The 20,535-nt window shown below is 64.5% G+C and carries 20 protein-coding genes; 10 read left to right on the forward strand and 10 right to left on the reverse strand.

The window, feature by feature from the left end:
* Positions 1 to 17: 17 nt before the first annotated feature.
* Positions 18 to 773 (reverse strand): molybdate ABC transporter substrate-binding protein, encoded by a 756-nt coding sequence (locus tag BM118_RS19995; protein WP_177234480.1) that lies wholly within the window; start codon positions 771 to 773, stop codon positions 18 to 20.
* 106 nt (positions 774 to 879) lie between these two features.
* Here BM118_RS19995 and BM118_RS20000 point away from each other — a divergent pair, with 106 nt between their 5' ends.
* Positions 880 to 1,809: a LysR family transcriptional regulator gene (locus BM118_RS20000; protein ID WP_092187207.1), complete on the forward strand. Its 930-nt coding sequence runs from the start codon at positions 880 to 882 to the stop codon at positions 1,807 to 1,809.
* Between the two features lie 68 nt (positions 1,810 to 1,877).
* Here BM118_RS20000 and BM118_RS20005 read toward each other — a convergent pair whose 3' ends face one another.
* Both BM118_RS20005 and BM118_RS20010 read right to left on the reverse strand, forming a co-directional pair.
* Positions 1,878 to 4,172: an MHYT domain-containing protein gene (locus tag BM118_RS20005; RefSeq protein ID WP_092187569.1), complete on the reverse strand. Its 2,295-nt coding sequence runs from the start codon at positions 4,170 to 4,172 to the stop codon at positions 1,878 to 1,880.
* 172 nt (positions 4,173 to 4,344) lie between these two features.
* Positions 4,345 to 4,908, reverse strand: a complete 564-nt coding sequence (locus BM118_RS20010; protein WP_092187208.1) for a TetR/AcrR family transcriptional regulator — start codon at positions 4,906 to 4,908, stop codon at positions 4,345 to 4,347.
* A gap of 115 nt (positions 4,909 to 5,023) precedes the next feature.
* Here BM118_RS20010 and BM118_RS20015 point away from each other — a divergent pair, with 115 nt between their 5' ends.
* From BM118_RS20015 to BM118_RS20040, 6 genes are all read left to right on the forward strand, one after another.
* On the forward strand, positions 5,024 to 5,680 hold the full coding sequence (locus BM118_RS20015) for a glutathione S-transferase (protein ID WP_092187209.1): 657 nt from the start codon (positions 5,024 to 5,026) through the stop codon (positions 5,678 to 5,680).
* A 277-nt stretch (positions 5,681 to 5,957) separates the two neighbouring features.
* On the forward strand, positions 5,958 to 6,623 hold the full coding sequence (locus BM118_RS20020) for a class I SAM-dependent methyltransferase (RefSeq protein WP_177234481.1): 666 nt from the start codon (positions 5,958 to 5,960) through the stop codon (positions 6,621 to 6,623).
* 13 nt (positions 6,624 to 6,636) lie between these two features.
* Positions 6,637 to 7,680 (forward strand): zinc-binding dehydrogenase, encoded by a 1,044-nt coding sequence (locus BM118_RS20025; protein WP_092187211.1) that lies wholly within the window; start codon positions 6,637 to 6,639, stop codon positions 7,678 to 7,680.
* A gap of 126 nt (positions 7,681 to 7,806) precedes the next feature.
* Entirely contained in the window at positions 7,807 to 9,057 is a 1,251-nt protein-coding gene (locus BM118_RS20030; protein WP_092187212.1) for a GGDEF domain-containing protein, read from the forward strand.
* Positions 9,058 to 9,200: 143 nt separating this feature from the next.
* Entirely contained in the window at positions 9,201 to 9,359 is a 159-nt protein-coding gene (locus BM118_RS41505; RefSeq protein ID WP_177234482.1) for a hypothetical protein, read from the forward strand.
* 146 nt (positions 9,360 to 9,505) lie between these two features.
* Positions 9,506 to 10,822 carry an aminotransferase class V-fold PLP-dependent enzyme gene (locus BM118_RS20040; RefSeq protein WP_092187570.1) on the forward strand — a complete coding sequence of 439 codons (1,317 nt, stop codon included), beginning with the start codon at positions 9,506 to 9,508 and terminating at the stop codon, positions 10,820 to 10,822.
* A gap of 254 nt (positions 10,823 to 11,076) precedes the next feature.
* Here the strand turns inward: BM118_RS20040 and BM118_RS20045 are convergent, their stop codons facing one another.
* The 3 genes from BM118_RS20045 to BM118_RS20055 all read right to left on the reverse strand — a co-directional run bounded on the left by BM118_RS20045 (position 11,077) and on the right by BM118_RS20055 (position 14,019).
* Positions 11,077 to 12,105 carry an alpha/beta hydrolase gene (locus BM118_RS20045; protein WP_092187214.1) on the reverse strand — a complete coding sequence of 343 codons (1,029 nt, stop codon included), beginning with the start codon at positions 12,103 to 12,105 and terminating at the stop codon, positions 11,077 to 11,079.
* A gap of 244 nt (positions 12,106 to 12,349) precedes the next feature.
* Positions 12,350 to 13,372: an LLM class flavin-dependent oxidoreductase gene (locus tag BM118_RS20050; protein ID WP_092187215.1), complete on the reverse strand. Its 1,023-nt coding sequence runs from the start codon at positions 13,370 to 13,372 to the stop codon at positions 12,350 to 12,352.
* A gap of 185 nt (positions 13,373 to 13,557) precedes the next feature.
* The gene (locus tag BM118_RS20055) at positions 13,558 to 14,019 is read right to left on the reverse strand and encodes a hypothetical protein (protein ID WP_092187216.1); all 462 of its coding nucleotides are present in this window, start codon (positions 14,017 to 14,019) and stop codon (positions 13,558 to 13,560) included.
* A gap of 437 nt (positions 14,020 to 14,456) precedes the next feature.
* Between BM118_RS20055 and BM118_RS41510 the strand changes: the two genes are divergently transcribed.
* Positions 14,457 to 15,098, forward strand: coding sequence for a hypothetical protein (locus BM118_RS41510; protein ID WP_177234483.1), 642 nt, complete (start codon positions 14,457 to 14,459; stop codon positions 15,096 to 15,098).
* Positions 15,099 to 15,326: 228 nt separating this feature from the next.
* On the opposite strand, the gene BM118_RS20065 is transcribed toward BM118_RS41510, so the two are convergent.
* From BM118_RS20065 to BM118_RS20080, 4 genes are all read right to left on the reverse strand, one after another.
* On the reverse strand, positions 15,327 to 16,010 hold the full coding sequence (locus BM118_RS20065; RefSeq protein WP_177234484.1) for a class I SAM-dependent methyltransferase: 684 nt from the start codon (positions 16,008 to 16,010) through the stop codon (positions 15,327 to 15,329).
* 26 nt (positions 16,011 to 16,036) lie between these two features.
* Positions 16,037 to 16,495, reverse strand: a complete 459-nt coding sequence (locus BM118_RS20070; protein ID WP_092187217.1) for an Rrf2 family transcriptional regulator — start codon at positions 16,493 to 16,495, stop codon at positions 16,037 to 16,039.
* Positions 16,496 to 16,969: 474 nt separating this feature from the next.
* Positions 16,970 to 17,623: a hypothetical protein gene (locus tag BM118_RS20075; protein ID WP_092187218.1), complete on the reverse strand. Its 654-nt coding sequence runs from the start codon at positions 17,621 to 17,623 to the stop codon at positions 16,970 to 16,972.
* Between the two features lie 47 nt (positions 17,624 to 17,670).
* A complete protein-coding gene (locus BM118_RS20080) occupies positions 17,671 to 19,692 on the reverse strand; it encodes a YgiQ family radical SAM protein (RefSeq protein ID WP_092187219.1) in 2,022 nt (673 codons plus the stop codon).
* 195 nt (positions 19,693 to 19,887) lie between these two features.
* Here BM118_RS20080 and BM118_RS20090 point away from each other — a divergent pair, with 195 nt between their 5' ends.
* The gene (locus BM118_RS20090) at positions 19,888 to 20,175 is read left to right on the forward strand and encodes a hypothetical protein (protein WP_092187221.1); all 288 of its coding nucleotides are present in this window, start codon (positions 19,888 to 19,890) and stop codon (positions 20,173 to 20,175) included.
* A gap of 193 nt (positions 20,176 to 20,368) precedes the next feature.
* On the forward strand, positions 20,369 to 20,533 hold the full coding sequence (locus tag BM118_RS41515) for a hypothetical protein (RefSeq protein WP_177234485.1): 165 nt from the start codon (positions 20,369 to 20,371) through the stop codon (positions 20,531 to 20,533).
* Positions 20,534 to 20,535 lie beyond the last annotated feature (2 nt).

Below are 20,535 nucleotides of genomic sequence, written 5' to 3' on the forward strand. Positions count from 1 at the left end.
TCGCCAATCGCGCGGCCTCACGGCGCTGGCCGCTGCAGCCCGTTGGCAATGAAGGCAGCAGTAGCGTCGGCCGAGTTCAAATATTGGACGAAAGCGTTGGCGGGCGCGGAGTTCTCAGCCGCGGCAGAAACCATCGCGGTGTAAGTGGTGACGTTCTGTAGAGGCGATGGCAGCACGCCTGCAAATTCCACCGCTTGAACGGTGACGATGTTGGGTACGGTGATGACGGTCAGATCGGCATCGCCGCGCGCCACGGCTTCGACCGGATTTCCGCTGACCGTCTTGAGCTTCGTCTGCATCTGCGGGCCGATGCCGAGACGGTCGATCAAGCTGAGGAAGTATTTTCCACTGGCGCTGTCCGCGCCGTAGGCGGCGGAATTGGTCGCCAGCAAGGATCGTCGCAGCGCATCGGGTGAGCTGATGTCGGGTCTCGGGAGCCCTTTGCGGACGGCGACGCCGACCAGGGCGACAGCGAGATCGGTTCGGGAGGCGCGCGCGGCCTTTCCCTCCTTGATGAGGTCGTCGACCGCGGCGGGCAACAGCAGAGCGACGTCGAATGCCGCGCCGCCATCGATCTCACGCTTCAGCGCTGCGACGGCCGCGTAAGTGAACTTGAGCGTGTGCCGGGTCGATCCCTCGAACTTCGGGCCCAGATGATCCAATACGGGCTTCAAGGACGGCGTACTGAACACGACGATCTCATCGGCCGCCGCAGGTGATGGACCAAGGTAAGCCGCGCTGACGATGAGTGCGGCTACGATCGATTTCCTCATGGCTCTTCCAATACCCTGCCTTGCATTTGCGCTGGAGGTTAGCAAGGCGCAGGCGTAGCCTGAAGCTCTCATTTGTCACTGATGCGTAGCAATTTAGGTACGTCAGATGAATTGGCCGGATCGCATCGGGCAGCGCTTGTCGCCGCGCGATTTACACGTATTCCTCGTTGTCGCCGCAGAGCTCAACATGGCAAAAGCCGCGCAGCGCTTGTCGGTTTCACGCCCCGTCGTCTCGCGCACCATCGCGGGTCTCGAGCGTACGCTTGGCGTGCCATTGTTCGACCGGCTTTCCCGCGGCAGCGAGCTTACCGGATACGGGATTGCCCTTTCGAAGCATGCCGCTGCCGTGTTCGACGAACTGCGCCGCAGCGTCGAAGCAATCGAAGCGATGGCAAAGCCGGGCACCGGCGAGGTGCGTATCGCGGCTAGCGAGATCTGGGCGGCGGGTCTCGTCCCCGCAGCAATCGAGCGTGTAGCGCAGCGGCATCCCCACCTGCAATTCCATGTCGAGGCCATCACGCCGTCCACACTTCAGGCTTATCTCCGCGAGCGGCGGGGCGAGCTGGCCGTCACCCGGCTCATCCGCGGCACGCCGGAGTCAGATATCGAAGTCGAGGACCTCTACCACGAGCGGCTTGTCGTCGTGGCGGGCGCTGGAAACCCTTGGATCGCCCGTCGCAATCTGCGACTGCGTCAGTTGCTCGGCGAGCCTTGGATCATCTCGCCGTTCGAGCTCGACGAAAGCTCGCCCCTCATGAAGGCATGCGCCGCCGAAGGCCTCTCGCCGCCCACGAACCGGATTCTCAGCAATTCCTTCAATCTCCGAGCGGGCCTGCTCCTTGGCGGTCGCTTCCTGACTCTCGTTCCCGGCTCCGTGCTCGCGTTCCAACCCTGGCGTGCCCTCCTGAAACCACTTCGGGTCGAGCTGCCGAGGTGGGAGTTCCCGACTGCCGTCTTCAAACTGAAGGACCGAACCTTGAGTGCCGGCACGGGGGCGTTTCTGAGCGCCCTTCGCGTGGAGGCCAAGCGGTTCTGAAAATGGCGGATCAAACCTGCATGCCGTCATCGGCAATGGGCAATGGCGCGCCATTCATCATCAGGCATTCATGCGCTCTTCGGCCGAAACGCGACGACGGATCCGGCCGGCTCTTCCTCGCCCATCGCCGCCTCGATCGCCTTCGCAAGTGCGGCCTGGTCGAACGGCTTTGCCAGGCGCGGCAGGCTGGATCGGGCGTCGCTGGGGAGGTCCGCGTATCCCGTGCTGAGGAGGATGACCGTCTCCGGGCGCTCCGCAGCGATGGCGCCGGCGAGCTGCAGGCCGGTCATGCCGGGCATGGCATAGTCGGTCACGACCAGGTCGACGGTGCGCGTGCGGCGGAGCAAAGCCAGTGCCTCATCGCCCGAGAGCGCCTCGACCACGATGTGCCCGAGATCCTCCAGCATCGCCGCGGTGTTCTCGAGCACCAGGAGGTCGTCGTCGACGACGAGCACGGAAAGCTGCCGGCTGGCCCGGGCTACGGGTGCCGGAGCCGCCGTGCGCGGGTCTGGCACCGCGGTCGCCTCGGCGATCGGCAGCCAGATGTCGGCCGTCGTGCCCTCTCCGGGACGGCTCTTCAGGACGAGCCTGCCGCCGGACTGCTCGGCAAGTCCGTGGACCATCGACAGGCCGAGCCCGGTGCCTTTGCCGACGCCCTTGGTCGTGAAGAACGGCTCCTGGGCGTGCTTGAGAATCTCCTCGCTCATGCCGCAGCCGGTGTCGCTCACCGAGAGCACGACATAACCGCTGCCCGAAAGGCCGCCTTCGCCCAGCTCCTCGCGCGCGGCGATGGTGATCAGGCCGCCGTCCGGCATCGCATCACGCGCGTTCACCGCGAGGTTGAGGATCGCCAATTCGAGCTGGTTGGCATCGACCTTCACCTTCGGCAGATGCATCGGGAACCGCGTCTCGACACCAATTCCGGCCTCGAATTTCAGCAATGACGCCATGCCGCGCACCAGCTCGCCGACATCGACGACCGCCGGCTTGAGGTGCTGCTTGCGCGCGAAAGCGAGCATGCGCTGGGTCAGGGAGGCGCCGCGCGCCGCGCCTTGCATCGCGTTCTCCACCAGGCGCTCGATCTTCGGATCGCCCGTCGGCAGGCGCTTCTTCAAAAGCTCGAGGCTGCCGAGAACGGCCGCCAGCAGGTTGTTGAAGTCGTGGGCCACGCCGCCGGTGAGCTGGCCGATGGTCTCCATCTTCTGCGACATCATCAGTGCTTCGCGCGCGCGATCCAGCGCTTCCTGCGCCCGTCTCCGTTCGCTGACGTCGCGCACGATCTTGGCAAAGCCGGCGATTGCGCCGCTTTCGTTCCGGACCGCGACGATCGTTGCCTCCGCCCAGAAGCGGCTGCCGTCCTTGCGCACCCGCCAGCCTTCGATGGCGGACTTCCCCTCCCGCTCGGCTTCGACGAGCGCGCGCGCGGGCGTCTCGGCCGCACAATCTTCCTCGGTGTGAAAAATGGCGTAGCTCGTCCCGACGATGTCGTCGCCATAGCCCATCAGCCGGCGCGCGCCGAGATTCCAGTTGCCCACGCGCCCGTCCGGATCGAGCATGAAGATCGCGTGGTCGACGATACCTTCGACGAGCAGCCGAAAGCGTTCTTCGCTGCGCCTCAGCGCGTCGGCCTCGCGTTGGGCGCGCTCCGCCGATACCCTGTCATAGACGGCCGCCGCGATCCCGATGCTCAGGATCATGATGGTGATGCCGGCGAGCAGGAACGCGAGCGGCGCCTGACCGACGCCGAGATGTCCTGCCTGCCGGGCCATGGTGCTCGTCGGCACGAACATGGCGCCTTCCATCGCGGCGTAATGCATGCCGGAGATCGCAAGGCCCATCACCAGGCCCGCGAACAGCCGCTGCACCGCGTTGGTGTTGCGAAAGGCGAGCCAGAGCGCCACGATCGAGGCGCTGATCGCGATCAGGATCGAGACCACGACCCAGCGGGGATCATATTGGATGAGGGCCGCCATCCGCATCGCGGCCATGCCGGTATAGTGCATGCCGGAGATGCCAAGTCCCATCGCGAAGCCGGATGCGAGCAGCACCTGCGGGCGTCGTCCGACAACGGCAAAGGCGGCAGCGGCGACGACAATCGGAATGACCAGCGAGAGCAGAGTCAGGAATGGATCGTAGGAGATCTCGATCCCGGGCAGGCTGAAGGCCAGCATGCCGACGAAATGCATCGACCAGATGCCGCCGCCCATGGCGATCGCCGCGGCGACCAGCCAGGATCGGCGGGCCCTTCCCGAAGCTGCTCGCATCCGGGTCGCCAGGTCCAGCGCCGTATAGGAGGCGAGGGCCGCGATCAGAATCGATAACGCGACCAGAACGGGATCGTGAAACGCCGCATGATGATGCATTTCGGCCAACACTAGCCGGGCTTGCGTTCGGGTTTACGCATGAAGTCCTCCCCCGACACCGAGATCGTCCGCGGCACCAAGGCGTCCACGAAGTTCGAATCGGCCGCCATGGTGCACGCAATCGTGCGTTGCCGCCACTCTGTCATCGGGGCGATTCCGCGGGAACCATCCGTCATGCCGGCAGCAGACCGGCCGCGCGGTAGCTGTCGATCAAGGCGTCGTAGAGCGAGAGATCCGACCGGCTCCGCGCAAGGAGCTGGGCGCCGGCGATGGCGGCGAAGATCGCGCGGGCCCGCCGATCGCTCTCCTTGGAACCGGCCGGCGCCGAAGCGGACAGAACCTTGCTCAGCCAGGCGACATTCACATCGGCAAAGGCCTGCACCTCCCGCTTCACCGCGTCCGGCAGGTCGTCATGCTCGGCAGCCATGAAGCTGCACAGGCACATGCGGTTGCCGTTTTCGAGCGCCCTGCGAAAGATTTCGGGATAGCGGTGCAGGCAGCGCAGGGGATCGGGGGTTTCGGCCAGCATGGCTTCGAGCGCCGCCGCGGTGTCCTCCCAGTAGCGTCTGGCGACTGCCGCGCCGAGATCGGCCTTGCTCGGAAAGTGATAGTGGATGCTGGCGGCCTTGATTCCGACTTCAGCGGCGAGGTCGCGGAAGTTCAGGCCGCCATAGCCGTGCGCCTGTGCGGTGCGTTTGGCCACCGCCAGGATGGCTTCCCGCGCGTTGGAACTCATGTCGGCATCTCACCGCTTCGTTATCTACCAAGTGACAGATAGGCTTTGACCGCAGGGTTTTGAAGGCTATAGTTGCCTACCAAGTGGCAGGTAGATAAAGCAAAGAGGTTCAGCGATGAAGATCCACGATTGGGCCACCGGCCCTTATCCGGCCCGCGTCCGCATTGCCATCGCCGAGAAGAATCTGCGGCCGCGCGTCACATTCGTGTCGGTCAACCTGCGCAAGGGCGAGCACAAGAAACCCGAGTTCCTCGCCAAGAACTACTCGGGCACGCTGCCGGTGCTCGAGCTCGAGGACGGCACCTTCATCGGCGAATGCACCGCCATCACCGAATATCTCGACGCGCTCGACGGTGCGCCCGTGCTCACCGGCAGGACGCCGCGCGAGAAGGGCGTGATCCACATGATGAACAAGCGCGCCGAGCTGGAGCTGCTCGACGCCATCAGTGTGTACTTTCATCACGCAACGCCCGGGCTTGGGCCCGAGGTCGAGATCTATCAGAACGCCGAGTGGGGCCTGCGTCAGCGCGACAAGGCCTTCAGAGGCATGCACTACTTCGACGGCATTCTGAAACAGCAGCCGTTCGTCGCCGGCGAGGCCTTCTCGATGGCCGACATCGCGGTCATCGGCGGCTTGATCTTTGCGGAGCTCCTGAAGCTGCCGGTGCCTGCGGAGTGCGGGGCTCTTCGGGCCTGGTACGCCCGGATGCAGGAGCGCCCCAGCGTCAAGAACCGGGTGACGATGTCGGAGCCGGCCGAAACGTCCGCCTGACATCACGGCCGCGCCGCCGCGAACGCCTGTCGAAGCAGGTGGGTTCGAACTTGTCGCATCGATCAAGCTCTCAGTCGATGCGGCGGAGCAATCGATCCCTGACCGGCCGACGTCTGTCGTGCGCATTTGCACGTTGTGGACGGCGTCGCTGCACGATCATTGATCTGAAACAATGACGACCTTCAGGCACACATGCTAGGGCGAGTCGCTGGTCACGACGCTGGGCTCCCCAGGCCGGTCAAGACAATCTCAGCGCGTGTTGGAATCCGAGGGCTCAATGGGACGACTATTGAATATTGTGACGCCACTGCATACCGCGACCAAGCGCGACTACATGGGCCGCATGAACGACGACAAGATCGGCTGCTCGCTGAAGGCGCGGGAATACGAAGCCGATTACTGGGATGGCGATCGTCGCTTCGGCTATGGCGGCTACCGCTTCATCGAAGGGCGCTGGGCGCCGGTCGCCAAGGCGCTGATCGAGACCTATGGCCTGAAGGATGGCTCCAGCGTGCTCGACGTCGGCTGCGGCAAGGGCTTCCTGCTGTACGAGATGCAGAAGATCCTGCCGGGCTTGAAGGTGGTCGGCTTCGATATCTCCAAGCACGGTCTTGCGAATTCGCACGAGCAGGTGAGGCCGTATTTGTTCGATTATCGCGCCCAGGACGTCTATCCCTATGGCGACGACAGTTTCGACCTCGTCATCTCGCTCGGCACGCTGCACAATCTCAGGCTCTACGAGCTCGATGCCGCGCTCAAGGAGATCGAGCGGGTCGGGAAGAACAAATACGTCATGGTCGAGGGCTATCGGAACGTTGCCGAACTGCACAACCTCGAATGCTGGGCGCTGACGGCGGAGTCCATCCTGCACACCTCGGAATGGATCTGGCTCTACGGAAAGCTCGGCTACACGGGCGATTACGAATTCATCTATTTCGAGTGACCGGGCGCAGCTCATGGATATCAAGACTGCCAAGGCTGCGATTCTCGTCGAATCGGGCAAGCCGCTGATCATCGACGAGTTCACCCTGCCTGATACGCTCGAGCACGGCCAGGTGCTTGCGCACGTGCACACGTCGAGCATCTGCGGCGCACAGATCAACGAGATCGACGCCGTCAAGGGCGTCGACAAGTTTCTGCCGCACCTCTTGGGGCACGAAGCGCTGGCGACCATCGTCGAAACCGGACCAGGCGTCGTCTCCTGCAAGCAGGGCGACACCGTCGTCATGCATTGGCGGCCGGGCAAGGGCGTCCAGTCCAATACGCCGGTCTATTCCTGGCGCGGCAAGCGCCTCAACGCGGGCTGGGTCACCACCTTCAATGAATACGCCGTGGTGTCGGAAAATCGCGTCACGCCCGTTCCCGCCTCGATCGATCGCAGCAGCGCGCCGCTGCTCGGCTGCGCGGTGACCACCGCGCTCGGCGTCGTCAACAACGACGCGCAGATCGCCATCGGCGAAGCCGTCGTCGTGTTCGGCGTCGGCGGCGTCGGGCTGAACATCGTGCAATTTGCCGCGATGGTCGGCGCCTGGCCTGTCATTGCGATCGACCGCCTCGACAACAAGCTCGAGATGGCCCGGCAGTTCGGCGCCACCCACACCATCAATTCCGAGACGGTGAAGGATGTGGCCGCCGAGGTTCGGTCCATCACGGGGGCCGACGGACCCGACAAGGTCGTCGAGACCACCGGCGTCAAGAACTTGATCGAGCTCGCCTACGAGATCACGGCGAAGAAAGGCCGCTGCATCCTTGTCGGTGTTCCCCGCGAGAAGGCCGAAATCTATACGCTGCCGCTGCACTTCGAGAAGGTGCTGAAGGGCTCGGAAGGCGGGCAATGCCAGCCCGCGCGCGATATCCCACGTCTGGTTCGTCTGAGCGATGCCGGCAAGGTGAGCTACCGCGGCATCGTGACCGACGAGTTCGCGCTCGACGACATCAACGACGCGCTGGATCTGATGCGCAGCGGCAAGTCGGGGCGAATCCTCCTCAACATCAGCTGAGCGCTGCGGCACTGCCGGCGGGCGAAAGCGGCATTGAAGTCCCGGAACGTTACGACGACGTTTACCAATCATCGCAAGCAAATCGTAGCGGTGTCTTGGTATAGGGCGAGCGACCCGGTGGGAATCATGTCGCTGCTCTACGTCCCGACGATCTACGTGCTGATGCTGGCAGTCATGGTGCTGCTCGGCGGGCTGACGTTTTTCGCGTGGCTGCAAAACCGCGCGGTACGTGCCCTTGCCTGGTGGGGCGGCGCGGTGCTGGTGATGGCGGCCGCGCTCGGCCTGCTCTGCCTGCGGGGGGTGATCCCGGACGTCTATTCGGTCGATGTCGCCTATATGGTGCTGTTCACCGCCTGTGCGCTGATGCTGGAGGGAGCACGTTGCTTCGAAGGCAGGCGCCCGAGTCCCGCCCTCCTGCTCGCCGGCGCGGTGACGTGGATCGCGGCCTGCCAGACCCCGGCGCTGTACGAGTCCGCCACGGCGCGCATGATCATCGTGTCGGCCGCGATCGGTCTCTATTCGCTCGGCTGTGCCTATGTGCTGTGGACCGGCCGCGCCGAGCCCCTGCTGTCGCGCTGGCCGCTGATCGTGCTCACCGCGTTCGGCGGCGGCCTGTTTCTCGTTCGCGTTCCGCTCGCATTGATGCGCCCGCTCGCAGCAGTGCCGGTCACGAGCTTCGAGGCGCTCCAGTCGTTCTGGTTCGCGATCGTGAGCTCCTTCACCCTGCTCTTCGTCATCGCCATCAACTACCTGTTTCTCGCGCTCACCAAGGAGCGGAGCGAGCTCGCGCACAAGCGCACCGCGATGACGGACGCACTGACCGGCCTCGCCAACCGCCGCGCCTTCTTGGAATTGGGCGAGCAACGCCTGAAGGCGCCCGCGAACGGGACGGTCGCGTTCCTGCTGTTCGATCTCGACTTCTTCAAGGCCATCAACGACAACCATGGCCATGCGATGGGCGACCGCGTGCTGCGGCTGTTCGCGCAGACACTGTCCGCCAACCTGCCGCGCGGCGGCTTTGCGGGTCGGCTCGGGGGCGAGGAGTTCGCCGCCATCGTCAGCGGGCCCGACCGTCAGGCGGCGATTGCGGCTGCCGAGCGCGTGCGCGACAGTTTTGCCGCGGCGGCGCGGGCCGTGGACGGCGTCCCGGTCGCAGCCACGGTCAGCATCGGATTGGCGCATGCGGAGAGTGAGCCCGCCGGCATCGAGGTGCTCTGCGAGCGCGCCGACAAGGCGCTCTACACGGCGAAGGCGCTTGGCCGCAATCGGGTCGAGGTCGCCGTCAACGAACGTGTTCCGCTCGTGCCCGACGCGCCCGACCGTCTGGTCCCGGCCTCCGAACACGCGCGAGGCGCAACGAAACGGGCGGCAGCCTGATTTCGGTTGAAGATCGATCGCGGCGGCTCGCGCCGTCGGCGCAGCCGGCAAGATCACCTGTAATCTGCTTCACAGGCAAATGCGGCCAATTGCGCTAGATCGGCTTGGGCCCCGCCGACGAGCGGCCCAACCCGGAGCTGGCGATGATGGCTGCACTGGCAAGGGCGATATCCCGTGCGACGGGAACCAACGTCGCGGTCGAAACTCTGAAAGTCATCATGATGTTCGCGGCAGCGGGTGCGCTGCTCTCCGTCGTAGCGGTGATGATCTACAGGCAGGCGCTGAAGGCCGCTCTATTCTGAGAACGTGCGGGCAAGGCGCGCTTCGTCTCCCGTCCCAGGGCTCGTGTTCGCGCGCAGGACGCGCCGGACATCATCGAATTGTCACCGCTTTGTCATTTGCGCTCTATCGATTGCTGCTCCTTTCGCCGCGCATCGTGGAGGCTGATATGCATCTGACTGAGACAATTTCGCCCGACCGCCGGTCGATTCTGAAGGGCCTCGCGGCCGCGACCCTGGCACCGCTCGCGGCGCCGGCGATGGCGGCCGAGGGCCTCTCGCCGCCGACCGGTTCGGCCGTCGCGGCCGCCACCGACAATGCCTATTGGGCGGACGTGAAGCGGCTCTATGCCGTGACGCCTGATGTCGTCAATTTCGAGAACGGCTATTGGGGCATCATGACCGAGCCCGTGAGGCGCGAGTTCATCCGCCAGTCCGACATGATCAACTATCAGAACACCTATTATGCCCGGCAGCGCGCGGGTGCGGATTTCGAGGCGGTGCGTACCAAAGTGGCGGAGGCGGTCGGCGCGGCGCCCGAGGAGATCGCGCTCACCCGCGGCGCGACCGAAGCGTTGCAGCTCCTCATCGGCGGCTACAACAGGCTGAAGCCTGGCGACGGCGTGCTCTATGCCGACCTCGACTATGATTCGATGCAGTATGCGATGAACGCGCTTAGGGCGCGCCGCGGTGTCGACGTGGTCAAGTTCGATGTGCCCGAGCCCGCCACCCGCCGGGCGGTGCTCGACGCCTACGCCCGTGCGATCGAGACGAATCCGAAGACAAAGCTCCTGCTCCTGACCCATGTCAGCCATCGCACCGGCCTCGTCATGCCGGTCGCCGAGATCGCCCGCATGGCAAAGGCGAAGGGCATCGACACCATCGTCGACGCCGCGCATTCGTGGGGACAGATCGACTTCCGGGTCGGCGAGCTCGAGGCCGATTTCGTTGGCTTCAATCTGCACAAATGGATCGGCGCGCCGCTCGGTGTGGGCTTTCTCTACATCAGCAAGGACCGCCTCGCCGACATCGACCGTGACATGGGCGACGAGGACTTTGCGGAGACCGATATCCGCTCGCGGGTTCATACCGGCACGGTCAATTTCGCCACGGTGCTGACGGTGCCGACGGCCGTGGCGCTGCATCAGCGGATCGGCGCCGCGGCCAAGCAAGCCCGCCTGCGCCATCTGCGCGACTATTGGGTGAGCCGCGCCCGAGGATTCAAGGACATCGAGATCCTGACGCCGGATGAAGCCGGCTCATATGGCGCGATCACGTCCTTTCGCCTCGCCGGCAAGACCAGCAAGGCCGACAACGAGGCTATCGTGGCGAAGCTCCGGGACAGCCACAGGGTCATGACGGTGCGCCGGGCCGGCGTCGCCAAGGGCCAATGCATCCGTGTGACGCCGGCGCTCTTCACCGACGAGGCCGATCTCGACCGCCTCGTCGAGGCGCTGGCCGTCATCACCGGTACGAAGACGGGGTGAGCTTGAGGGCGGGCGCCCGCCTCCGATCGTCTCAATGCCACCCGAGCGCTGACGCCCTGCTGATGCTGACCGAAGGCATCTACGTCACCGGCCAGCAGTCCGAAGACGGCCCGCGCAGTCGGCGCTTGCGGCGGCGAAGCTGTTGATCGAGGCGGGTGTGAAGGAGGTGATGCAGGGCCAACGCCGCGGCAGGCGCGGCATCGCTGCGCCCGGCGTCCATCGGGAAGTCCACAATGCGCCGCAAGTGCGTGCTCTTACGCGGCCGTACTGTCGATCGAACGGCGGATCTCCCGCTGCACTTCCGCGCTCGATAGAAACAGATCGTGATTGATGATGCTCCAGCCTTCCTGGGAAGCATCGACCACGCGCACGCCGAGCCGCTGGATGACAGCCTTCTCGGCGGCGCCGACCCTGGTCATTCCACCCGCGATTTGTCCCGACAGAGCCAGAGCGCGATCGTTCGTCGCGGCGATCACGGTGATCTTACCGGCAAGCGGACCGATGCGGTGGATCGCCGACGTGAACACGTCCATGTCGATGTCGGGTGCGGCAAACACGACCGTCCCGATCCTGCTCGTGACAGTGTCGCCGTATCGCGCATAGAGCTGACGCAGGCTCTCGAGCGTCAGCATGGTCCCCATGCTGTGCGCAACGATGTGCACGCGGCCGCCGCCTGACGTCGACACGAGGGAAGAGAGCACGCGTTCGAAATCGTCGCGGGACCACATCGCACTGTCCCGGTCATAGGCATAGTCGAACAATCCTGCCTTGGAGGGCCAGGAGAACACCATGGTCCGGCCGCGGAACTTGATCCCATCGGAGAGATGGGCGGCGTCGAGCGCGGCCGTCTCGAATGTCTGCTTGAAGCCGTGCACATAGATCAGCACGTCTCCTCCCGCGCCGCCCTGCGCAAGGAGATCGCCAATTTCGGCTTGCACCGGTTCGACCTGATCAAGGCGCCAATCGCCCAGTCCGACCGAGGCGAGGGAAAGTCGGCTCTCGTCCGGCGCCACCAGCCTTGCCCGCGCGACCGTCATTGCGGTCGCGCGCTCCGGCCCGAACCAGGGTTTCGTGCGGCCGCCCTTCACGGGCTTTCGCGTGGTGGCGACGAGCAGTGTGGGATCACCGGAAAGGGACGACGCGTCGTAGCGCGCGCCGGTCGCGCCCAAGCCTGCGCATCCGCCCAGCGCGAGAATACTGCCTGCCGAGACAAGCCCGCGCAGGAGCGCGCGGCGCGAAAGGGAATGATGAGAGTCGCGTTGTAGAAGCTGTCGGACGATCACACGGAACCTTTGGGAACTATGCCCACCATAGCGCCGCCCCGCCTAGCTCCCTGAATGACAATGGGGGCGAGAAGACGGCGGAGCAGCGTCCTGGCAGGTCGCGTGTCGAGCGATGCGACGAAGTTCCAACGCCTGGGTGGCGGTTGCCCATCAATGATGGGCCGACACGCCCTTGGCGCATTGGGTCAACAGATCAATGGTGGCGAATTGGCCGACATGTGGTGCACGGCTTTCGCCATATCTCTCAGCGCCAGCCGAGCGCAGGCGCAACGTGTGTCAGGATCGCCTCAATCGCATGCGCGCAATAGGCGACGCCGAGCTGGTTGGGGATCGTCAGCAGCAACGTATCGGCCTCGGCGATCGCCTCGTCCTGCCGCAGCTGCTCGATCAGCACATCAGGTTCGGCAGCATAGGAGCGGCCGAAGATCGCCCGCGTCTGCGGGTCGATGAAGCCGATCTGGTCTTCGCCTCCGCGCTCACCACCGAAATAGGCGCGGTCGCGATCGTTCATCAGCGCGAAGATGCTGCGGCTGACCGACACGCGCGGCTCGCGGGTGTGGCCGGCCTCTTTCCACGCGGCGCGAAAGCTGCGGATCTGCGCGGCCTGCTGCACGTGGAAGGCTTCGCCGGTCTCGTCGTTCTTCAGCGTCGAGCTCTGCAGGTTCATGCCGAGCTTCGCCGCCCAGACCGCGGTGGCATTGGAGCCGGCGCCCCACCAGATCCGCTCGCGCAGGCCCTGCGCATGCGGCTCGAGGCGCAGCAGCCCCGGTGGGTTCGGAAACATCGGCTGCGGATTGGGTTCGGCAAAACCTTCGCCGCGCAACAGGTCCAAAAAGACCTCCGCGTGGCGCCGGCCCATGTCGGCGTCGCTCTGGCCGTCGGCCGGGCGATAACCGAAATAGCGCCAGCCGTCGATCACCTGCTCCGGCGAGCCGCGGCTGATGCCGAGCTGGAGCCGCCCGCCGGCGATGAGATCGGCGGAGCCGGCATCCTCCACCATGTAGAGCGGATTCTCGTAGCGCATGTCGATCACGGCGGTGCCGATCTCGATCTTGCTGGTCCTGGCGCCGACGGCGGCCAGAAGCGGAAAGGGCGAGGCGAGCTGGCGCGCGAAATGATGCACGCGGAAATAGGCGCCATCCGCGCCGAGCTGTTCCGCCGCGACGGCCAGCTCGATGGATTGCAGCAGCGTGTCCGCCGCGGAGCGGGTCTGCGATTGCGGCGAGGGCGTCCAGTGTCCGAAGGACAGAAATCCGATCTTTTTCATCCGGGCAACATATGGATGATCGGAAGGGTTTGCGAGACGTCGATCGGAGGAAAGATGGCAATACGGGGTGTGTACCCGCAAGCCCTCTTTGGGGAAAGCAGATTAGGCGCGGTTTGGACTGCTGCCCGACAGCGGGCCACGAACTCAGATCGCTCAACTTCAATCGGCCACGCCGGGAAGTGTCCTCAGATGTCGCAACCGGTCAAATTCAATGCCTTGCGCAAGCCACCAAACGCCTTGAGCCGACAGGGCTCCGCATTGCTTGCGGCCTTTGAGCGCTGGAAGTTGGCAGTTCGCTTGACAACGGGTGCCTTCGGCTTGGGACGTCCAGCGGTCGCGATCTTTTTCGGATTATGCCGATGACGGACGATCGGCTCCGGCTCGGACGAGCCGATATGGGCGTCTTCTGGCGGAGCAACGCGGTCTTCCACCGAAGCAGTCTGTGTCGGCATCGCGCTGCTCACGGCGGCAACGTCGAGGCGGTCAGCCTTCGCCAGGGCGTCGTGTGAAGCAGAAGTGCCGGCGTCTTGCTCGGCAAGCGGCTGCACGATCGCGGCCGCGCGACGCGGTGGCGCTCTCAGCTCCATTGCCGACAGCATTCCTACACTCAACAGGATGAGGAGGCCCAACAACGCCATTCTCAGCATAATGCGCCTCTGACCCAGATTCGTGCCCCTGAAAATTCTCCGCGCCAATGAGGCAACTTGTCGACGGCTGCCGACTTGCGACGAATCATTTGCCGACAGGGTTAACGTCGGTGATGCCCCCGCACGTGCCGATAATGCCGCCGCTCGTGTCGGCTTCCGCGAGCAGACCGTACTTGGTCACGCGAAAATGGTCCGTCAGTGGCCCCCGAGCCGAGCGCCACGAGAGCGATCGTCATGTCTGCTGTTTGAGGGAGGCCGGACACCGCATGACCGATTGGACGACCGCTGCTTTTGACCCCTAGCGGACTCGCTTGTTTTCTACCGGCAAATCGACGAGCCGACTTGTTGCAAGCTCTTTCGTAGGCAGAGAGTTGCCTGATACCATCCGCAACGCGTTGGGCTGTGTGGATGCGATAAGAAAACTCCGGGGTCGCCGCATGAAAGACGTCGAAATCGTTTCGGAAGACCAATGGCACGCTGATTGGCGGCAGGAACGCCGGTTGACGCTGCTGTTTGAACCGTCGATCAAGGAGGATGCCTGGTGTGGACCCCTCGTCGAAGAGTTCTGGTTGCCCCATTGGCAGAATCGGCTCGATTTCGTCACACAGGCCGCTGATTTCTGTGCTGACGAAGACGAGTATAGATTGAGGGACCTGGACAATATCGTAATCCAGCGACGTGGGGGGAATGCCGAGTTGGAAGGCAGCGCCTTCGATCTCCGCGAGCTCAACGAGGCCCGAGAGCTTGGACTGCAGCACTATTCGAGCCATACCCCGGTCTTCGCCGATATCCGCCTCACCGCAATCACATTCGATCATCTCAGGGAACAGTTGCAAGCCGCTGTAATCGACAAACCCGAAGCGGATCGCGTGCTCTTGGCGTGCGGTTTTATGGCCGGCGACGTAGCCATTCCGCGTCCGCGGCCCGTCAAGCCACATCAGAAGCTTTCCAACACGATCTCTATCGCCCGGAAGACGCCGCGCATCTGGTTCGAAATCGCTCGCGCCAGTGAGACGAAATCGCGCTGGGTTCCGCTTGAAATGAAAACCCTCGGACGCTGGATGGCGATTGAGCGGTAAGGAGCGCCTGAACGGTCCACGAAACCACCCGCCTCGGATCATCCCAAACGGGTCGGAGAGGCAGGTCCGTTGTTGGCCCTTTGCCGATTCGCAGGGGCGTACTGGCCATGTCTGGTTTTGAAGGCAGAACGGACACCGCCTCATTCGCGGGCTAAGGGATCATGTCTGCACGTCCCGGCGGGTCCGGCTTTGCATGAATGCGCACCGTGTCGACGAAGCCGTGACGTCTCAGGCGTAGGCCACCCAGCCGCGGAAGGTGAATCCGGTGTAGAACAGGGTCGGCTCGGAGAAGCCAGCGTCACGCAGAATTGCCTCATCCTGCGCGGGCGTGAGGATCTCCAGATGGTTCGTGACGGCGTCGCGCGCAGCCGCCGCCTTCTCCGGCTCGACGCCGGATGCTGCCAGGAACGCCGAATATCGCGACAGCCAAAGCGGCCGCTCATCGTCGCCATCGGGGATGCTGAAATGAGCCACCACGAAGGGCGCGGCCGGCTTGAGACGGCGGCGGATTTCGGAGGCGATGCGACGCCGTTCCGCGACATCGACGAAGTGCAGGGTCAACAGGCACGTGGCGCCGTCGAATGGCCCCTCCGGGGCATCGTCGACATAGCCTCGGTGAAGATGCGCGCGCGAAGCCAGTGGGCCCAGTGTTTGCCGCGCGAGATCGAGCATCGCCGCCGAGGGGTCCACACCGTCAAAGGTCCAGCGCGGCTGCGCCTGCGCGAAAGCCCTCAACTCCAGGCCGCCTCCGGCACCGAGGGCGAGGATTCGCGCATCGTCACGCGCGCGCTCGGCCAGCAGGATCGCCGTCATGGACAGCATGGAATTGTAGCCGGGAACGAACCGCGGTGGTCCCTCGGTATATTTCGCCACCGCCTGCGGATCGGAGAACGCGTTCTGGTTGTCGGTCACGATGTCGTCCTGCTGAAGGGAGCCGATTACGCGTGATGCGCGCTCATGCCTTGATGCTTTCGCGCCCCGAGGCGCTTGCGCAGATCGTCGCCCAGCATGGCCAGCGTCACCTCGCCAAAGCGCGACAACAGCAGCACCTCCGCATCGCCGAAGGCCCGGTCGAGCGCGGCATTGACGGCCTGCTCGACAAGACAACCCGGCGCTTCCGTCCGATGGCCCATGGCCAGAAGCGGGGGATTGCCGAGTGCGATGTAGACGTCGCGCAGCGTCACCTTCGAAAGGTCGCAGGCGAGCGTCCAGCCGCCGCCATGTCCCTTCTCGGAGCGGACATAGCCGAGGTCCCTAAGGCCCGCCATGATGCGGCGGATCACCACCGGATTGGTGTCCATCGCCTTCGCCAGCGTCTCGGACGTGAAGGGACCGGGCTGCTGCGCCATGTGCAGCAGGACGTGGAGCACGCCGGACAATCGGCTGTCTCTTTTCATGTAACTTTATATGTTGCATGATGGCGAAAAGGTCAACTGATTTCTCTCGAAGCAAGGATGATCTGTCCCGCTATCTGTCAGGCCGGAAGACGGGTTCGAACACCGTTGCAGCATGATCCTCGCGCGTCGAACAGGCGCGCAACAGCCTGCGCGCGGGCCGCGGTGTGACGCTCGAGGATATCGATAGGAGCGGTTGGGGACGATCCATCCAATCCGCCGATGATGCTATCTTGCGCCTGTGTTGCCCGACGGTGCAACGACCTTTTGCCCGACGGGTCGATCTCTTCGCAATGCGCTTAAGCCATTGATCCCGCTCATGCCGGCTACTGTGCATGGGGTTGTTTTCGACATTTTTGTTTGACGGCGCGAAAGAAGCGGGCCGTACTGCGTCTCGCGAGTTCGTCGTTGTCCGCCTCGCCAGGCGTGCGCAACGCCTGACACCCGTCATGTCGGGCGAAGCATGCTGATCCGCGATCAAACGGTCGGGCTCCGTTGCATCCGCAGCGACAAGGCTGGCTGCCAGCCGGGACGCGCCTGGCGTGCGGCATCGTCGAACGTCACCTGGCGACCTTGCTCGTCGCAAAGCACCTGGATTTCGATCTCATCGAAGACGAATTGCTTGATCGGATTCAGCCGGCCGACGACCGGCTTCGCGATCTGCCACGGGTCAGCGCCGCCGCGCGGCATCGGAAATTCGAAGGGCTGCGACGGAATGCGAAGCAGAATCCAGCCTTGCCACGAATCCTGATCACCGAGCTCAGGCTTTCGCACGTCGCCGACATAGTTCAGATAGGCCTGGTAGGCGTCCCTTTGCAACGACACCGTCACGCGGAAACCGGTAAAGTCGATCTCCGCATGCATCTGGTTGTCGTAGACCAGGGCCTCGCTGACGTCCACGCGGCCGATCGAAGAGCTGTCGTCGTCGGGCTCGAACGACAGGAACCTGTCTGCACACGAGAGATCGTACGGGAGGCGCTCAGGCCGAGGCGAGCGATGCGATATCACCTGGTCCAGGCCGTCGCAAAAGCCGAGGTCCTTGATGTTGGCCCGATCGGGGTTGAAGAAAAGCCCCTCTCGGTTCCAATGGACCATCCCGTCGAGACGACCGATCACGATCAGCGAAGACATGGGTGATCGTCCCTCACGATGAATGACGAGCGCTGTGCGGCGCGGGCTCACTTCCTGATCGGCACGCCCTTGGTCGTGAACCGCTGCATCTTGCCGCCCGGCCGAACCGGGCGCCGCGTGCCGGCGGCCTTGCCGGTGCCGGGCGGCTGGTGCGCGGGGACCAGCTGGTCGGGACGGGAGCCGATCAGGTCGGCGCGGCCCATCGCCTTCAGCGCCTCGCGCAGCACCGGCCAGTTGTCGGGGTCGTGATAGCGCAGGAACGCCTTGTGCAGGCGGCGCTGTCGCAGGCCCTTGATCGCCTCGACCTTGTCGCTGCCGCCGTGGCGCACGCCGCGCAGCGGGTTGACGCCGGTGTGGTACATCGCCGTTGCGGTCGCCATCGGCGAGGGCAGGAAGGTCTGCACCTGGTCGGCGCGATAGCGGTTCTTCTTGAGCCACAGCGCGAGGTTCATCATGTCCTCGTCGGTCGTGCCCGGATGCGCCGCGATGAAATAGGGGATCAGGTAATATTTCTTGCCGGCCTGCTCGGCGGCGGCGTCGAACATCCGCTTGAACTGGTTGTAGGCGCCGATGCCCGGCTTCATCATCTTGTCGAGCGGGCCGCGCTCGGTGTGTTCGGGGGCGATCTTCAGATAGCCGCCGACGTGATGGGTGACGAGCTCCTTGATGTATTCGGGGCTCTCAACCGCGAGGTCGTAGCGCACGCCGGAGGCGACCATCACCTTCTTGATGCCCTTGGTCTCGCGTACCTTGCGATAGAGCCGGATCAGATCGTCATGCGAGGTGTTGAGGTTCGGGCAGATCTCCGGGAAGACGCAGGACGGCCGCCGGCACGCCGCCTCGACCTTTGGGTCCTTGCACGCCATCCGGTACATGTTGGCGGTGGGGCCGCCGATGTCGGAGATCACGCCGGTGAAGCCCGGCGTCTTGTCGCGGATCTTCTCGATCTCGCGCAGGATCGAGCCTTCCGAGCGGTTCTGGATGATGCGGCCTTCATGCTCGGTGATCGAGCAGAAGGTGCAGCCGCCGAAGCAGCCGCGCATGATCGTCACCGAGAACTTGATCATGTCCCAGGCAGGGATCTTCGCATCGCCATAGGACGGATGCGGCGCGCGCGCATACGGCAGGTCGTAGACCGCGTCCATCTCGTCGCTGGTCAGCGGGATCGGCGGCGGGTTGAGCCAGAGATCGCGGTCGCCGTGACGCTGCACCAGCGGCCGCGCATTGCCGGGATTGCTCTCCCGGTGCAGCACGCGCGAGGCGCGCGCATAGGCCTCGCGGTCCTGCTCGACCTGCTCCAGCGCCGGCAGCCGGATCACGGTCGCGCCCTTTTGGCGCGATGCGCCCTCGTCGGCGGAATCGAGATCGTCGGCGTGCAGCTCGGAATAGTCCTCGGGCACGCGGCGAAACAGCGCGACGCCCCTGATGTCGTCGAGCTCGCGCGGCGCTTCGCCTGCGGCAAGACGGTTGGCCACCTCGACGACGGCGCGCTCGGCATTGCCGTAGAGCAGCAGGTCCGCCTTGGCGTCGGCCAGCACCGAGCGGCGCACCTTGTCGGACCAGTAGTCGTAATGCGCGATCCGGCGCAGCGATGCTTCGATGCCGCCGAGCACGACCGGCACGTCCTTGAACGCCTCGCGGCAGCGCTGGGCATAGACGATGGTGCAGCGGTCCGGCCGCTTGCCACCTTCGCCGCCCGCCGTATAGGCGTCGTCATGGCGCAGGCGGCGGTCCGCGGTGTAGCGGTTCACCATGGAATCCATGTTGCCGCCGGTGACGCCGAAGAACACCTTTGGCTTGCCTAACGCCCTAAACGGCTCGGCCGAGTGCCAGTCCGGCTGCGCGATGATGCCAACCCGAAAACCCTGCGCCTCCAGCAGCCGGCCGATGATCGCCATGCCAAAGCTTGGATGGTCGACATAGGCGTCCCCGGTCACCAGCACGATGTCGCAGGCATCCCAGCCGAGCGCGTCCATCTCGGCGCGGCTCATGGGCAGGAACGGCGCCGGCTTGCGCGGGCGGGCCTGGGCCATCAGGGGTTTTTCGGCAGCGATGATCTGGATGTCCATGGGGCCTACGCATAGGACTCCGGCGGCGCGAATACAACCGATCGATGGGCCGTCTTCGCCGATTCCGGTTCCCGCGTGGCGCGTAATTCAGCAACGCCAATCGCGCGCGGGGCCACGTCGCCAGACTGTGACACGGTCCACATACGGGCCGATACGCGCCGCGTCATCCTCCTCCCGGCTTCAAGGGAGAGATCCATGTTACTGGTCGATGCGCTGCTGATCCTGGCGATGTTGTTTTTCCTGCTTCTGCCGATCACCGATCGCAGGACGGTGCGGATGAGGCTCTGCATGTTCTGCGCGCTGCTCGCGGTGTTCTCGCTCTCCATCACCCGCACCCCCGTTGTGCCGGTGTTGCTCGCGAGCACCGCCTCGTCCTCCGGAGCACTGCGCGTGCCGCACATGGTCGTCAGCGAGCCGTCGTCCGGGCTCTCACCGCGGCCCGCATCGGATCTGCGCCTGCTTCATGGGCAAGGAAACCTCTGACGGCGGTCAGCCAGAGCCAACAGTTCCATCGGCTCCGCGTTGTGGTTCATTTGCAGGAACCAATCGCCCCCCGCGAACATTCTGACCTAGGCACCGGAGCGAGCTCTGCTCGCGCGCGCCTCGGACCATCCAGGCGCCAGTGCCCGCAACCGGATTTTTGCCTTGATGCTCGCTTCGGGGTGATGGGGGACTTGTGAGTACGGTCATAGAGAACTTGCTGGCGCGGAAGCAGAAGCTCGTAGAGGAACTCGAGATAGCGCAAACCGTCGAGGACCGCGACAGGATCGAGCATCAGCTCGAGCAGATCAACACTGCGCTGGATTTCCTGGACAGGCCGGGTCCGGAGGACGAGCGGTAGAA

Origin of the sequence: Bradyrhizobium sp. cf659, from assembly GCF_900113725.1 — a bacterium.
GTDB lineage: Bacteria > Pseudomonadota > Alphaproteobacteria > Rhizobiales > Xanthobacteraceae > Bradyrhizobium.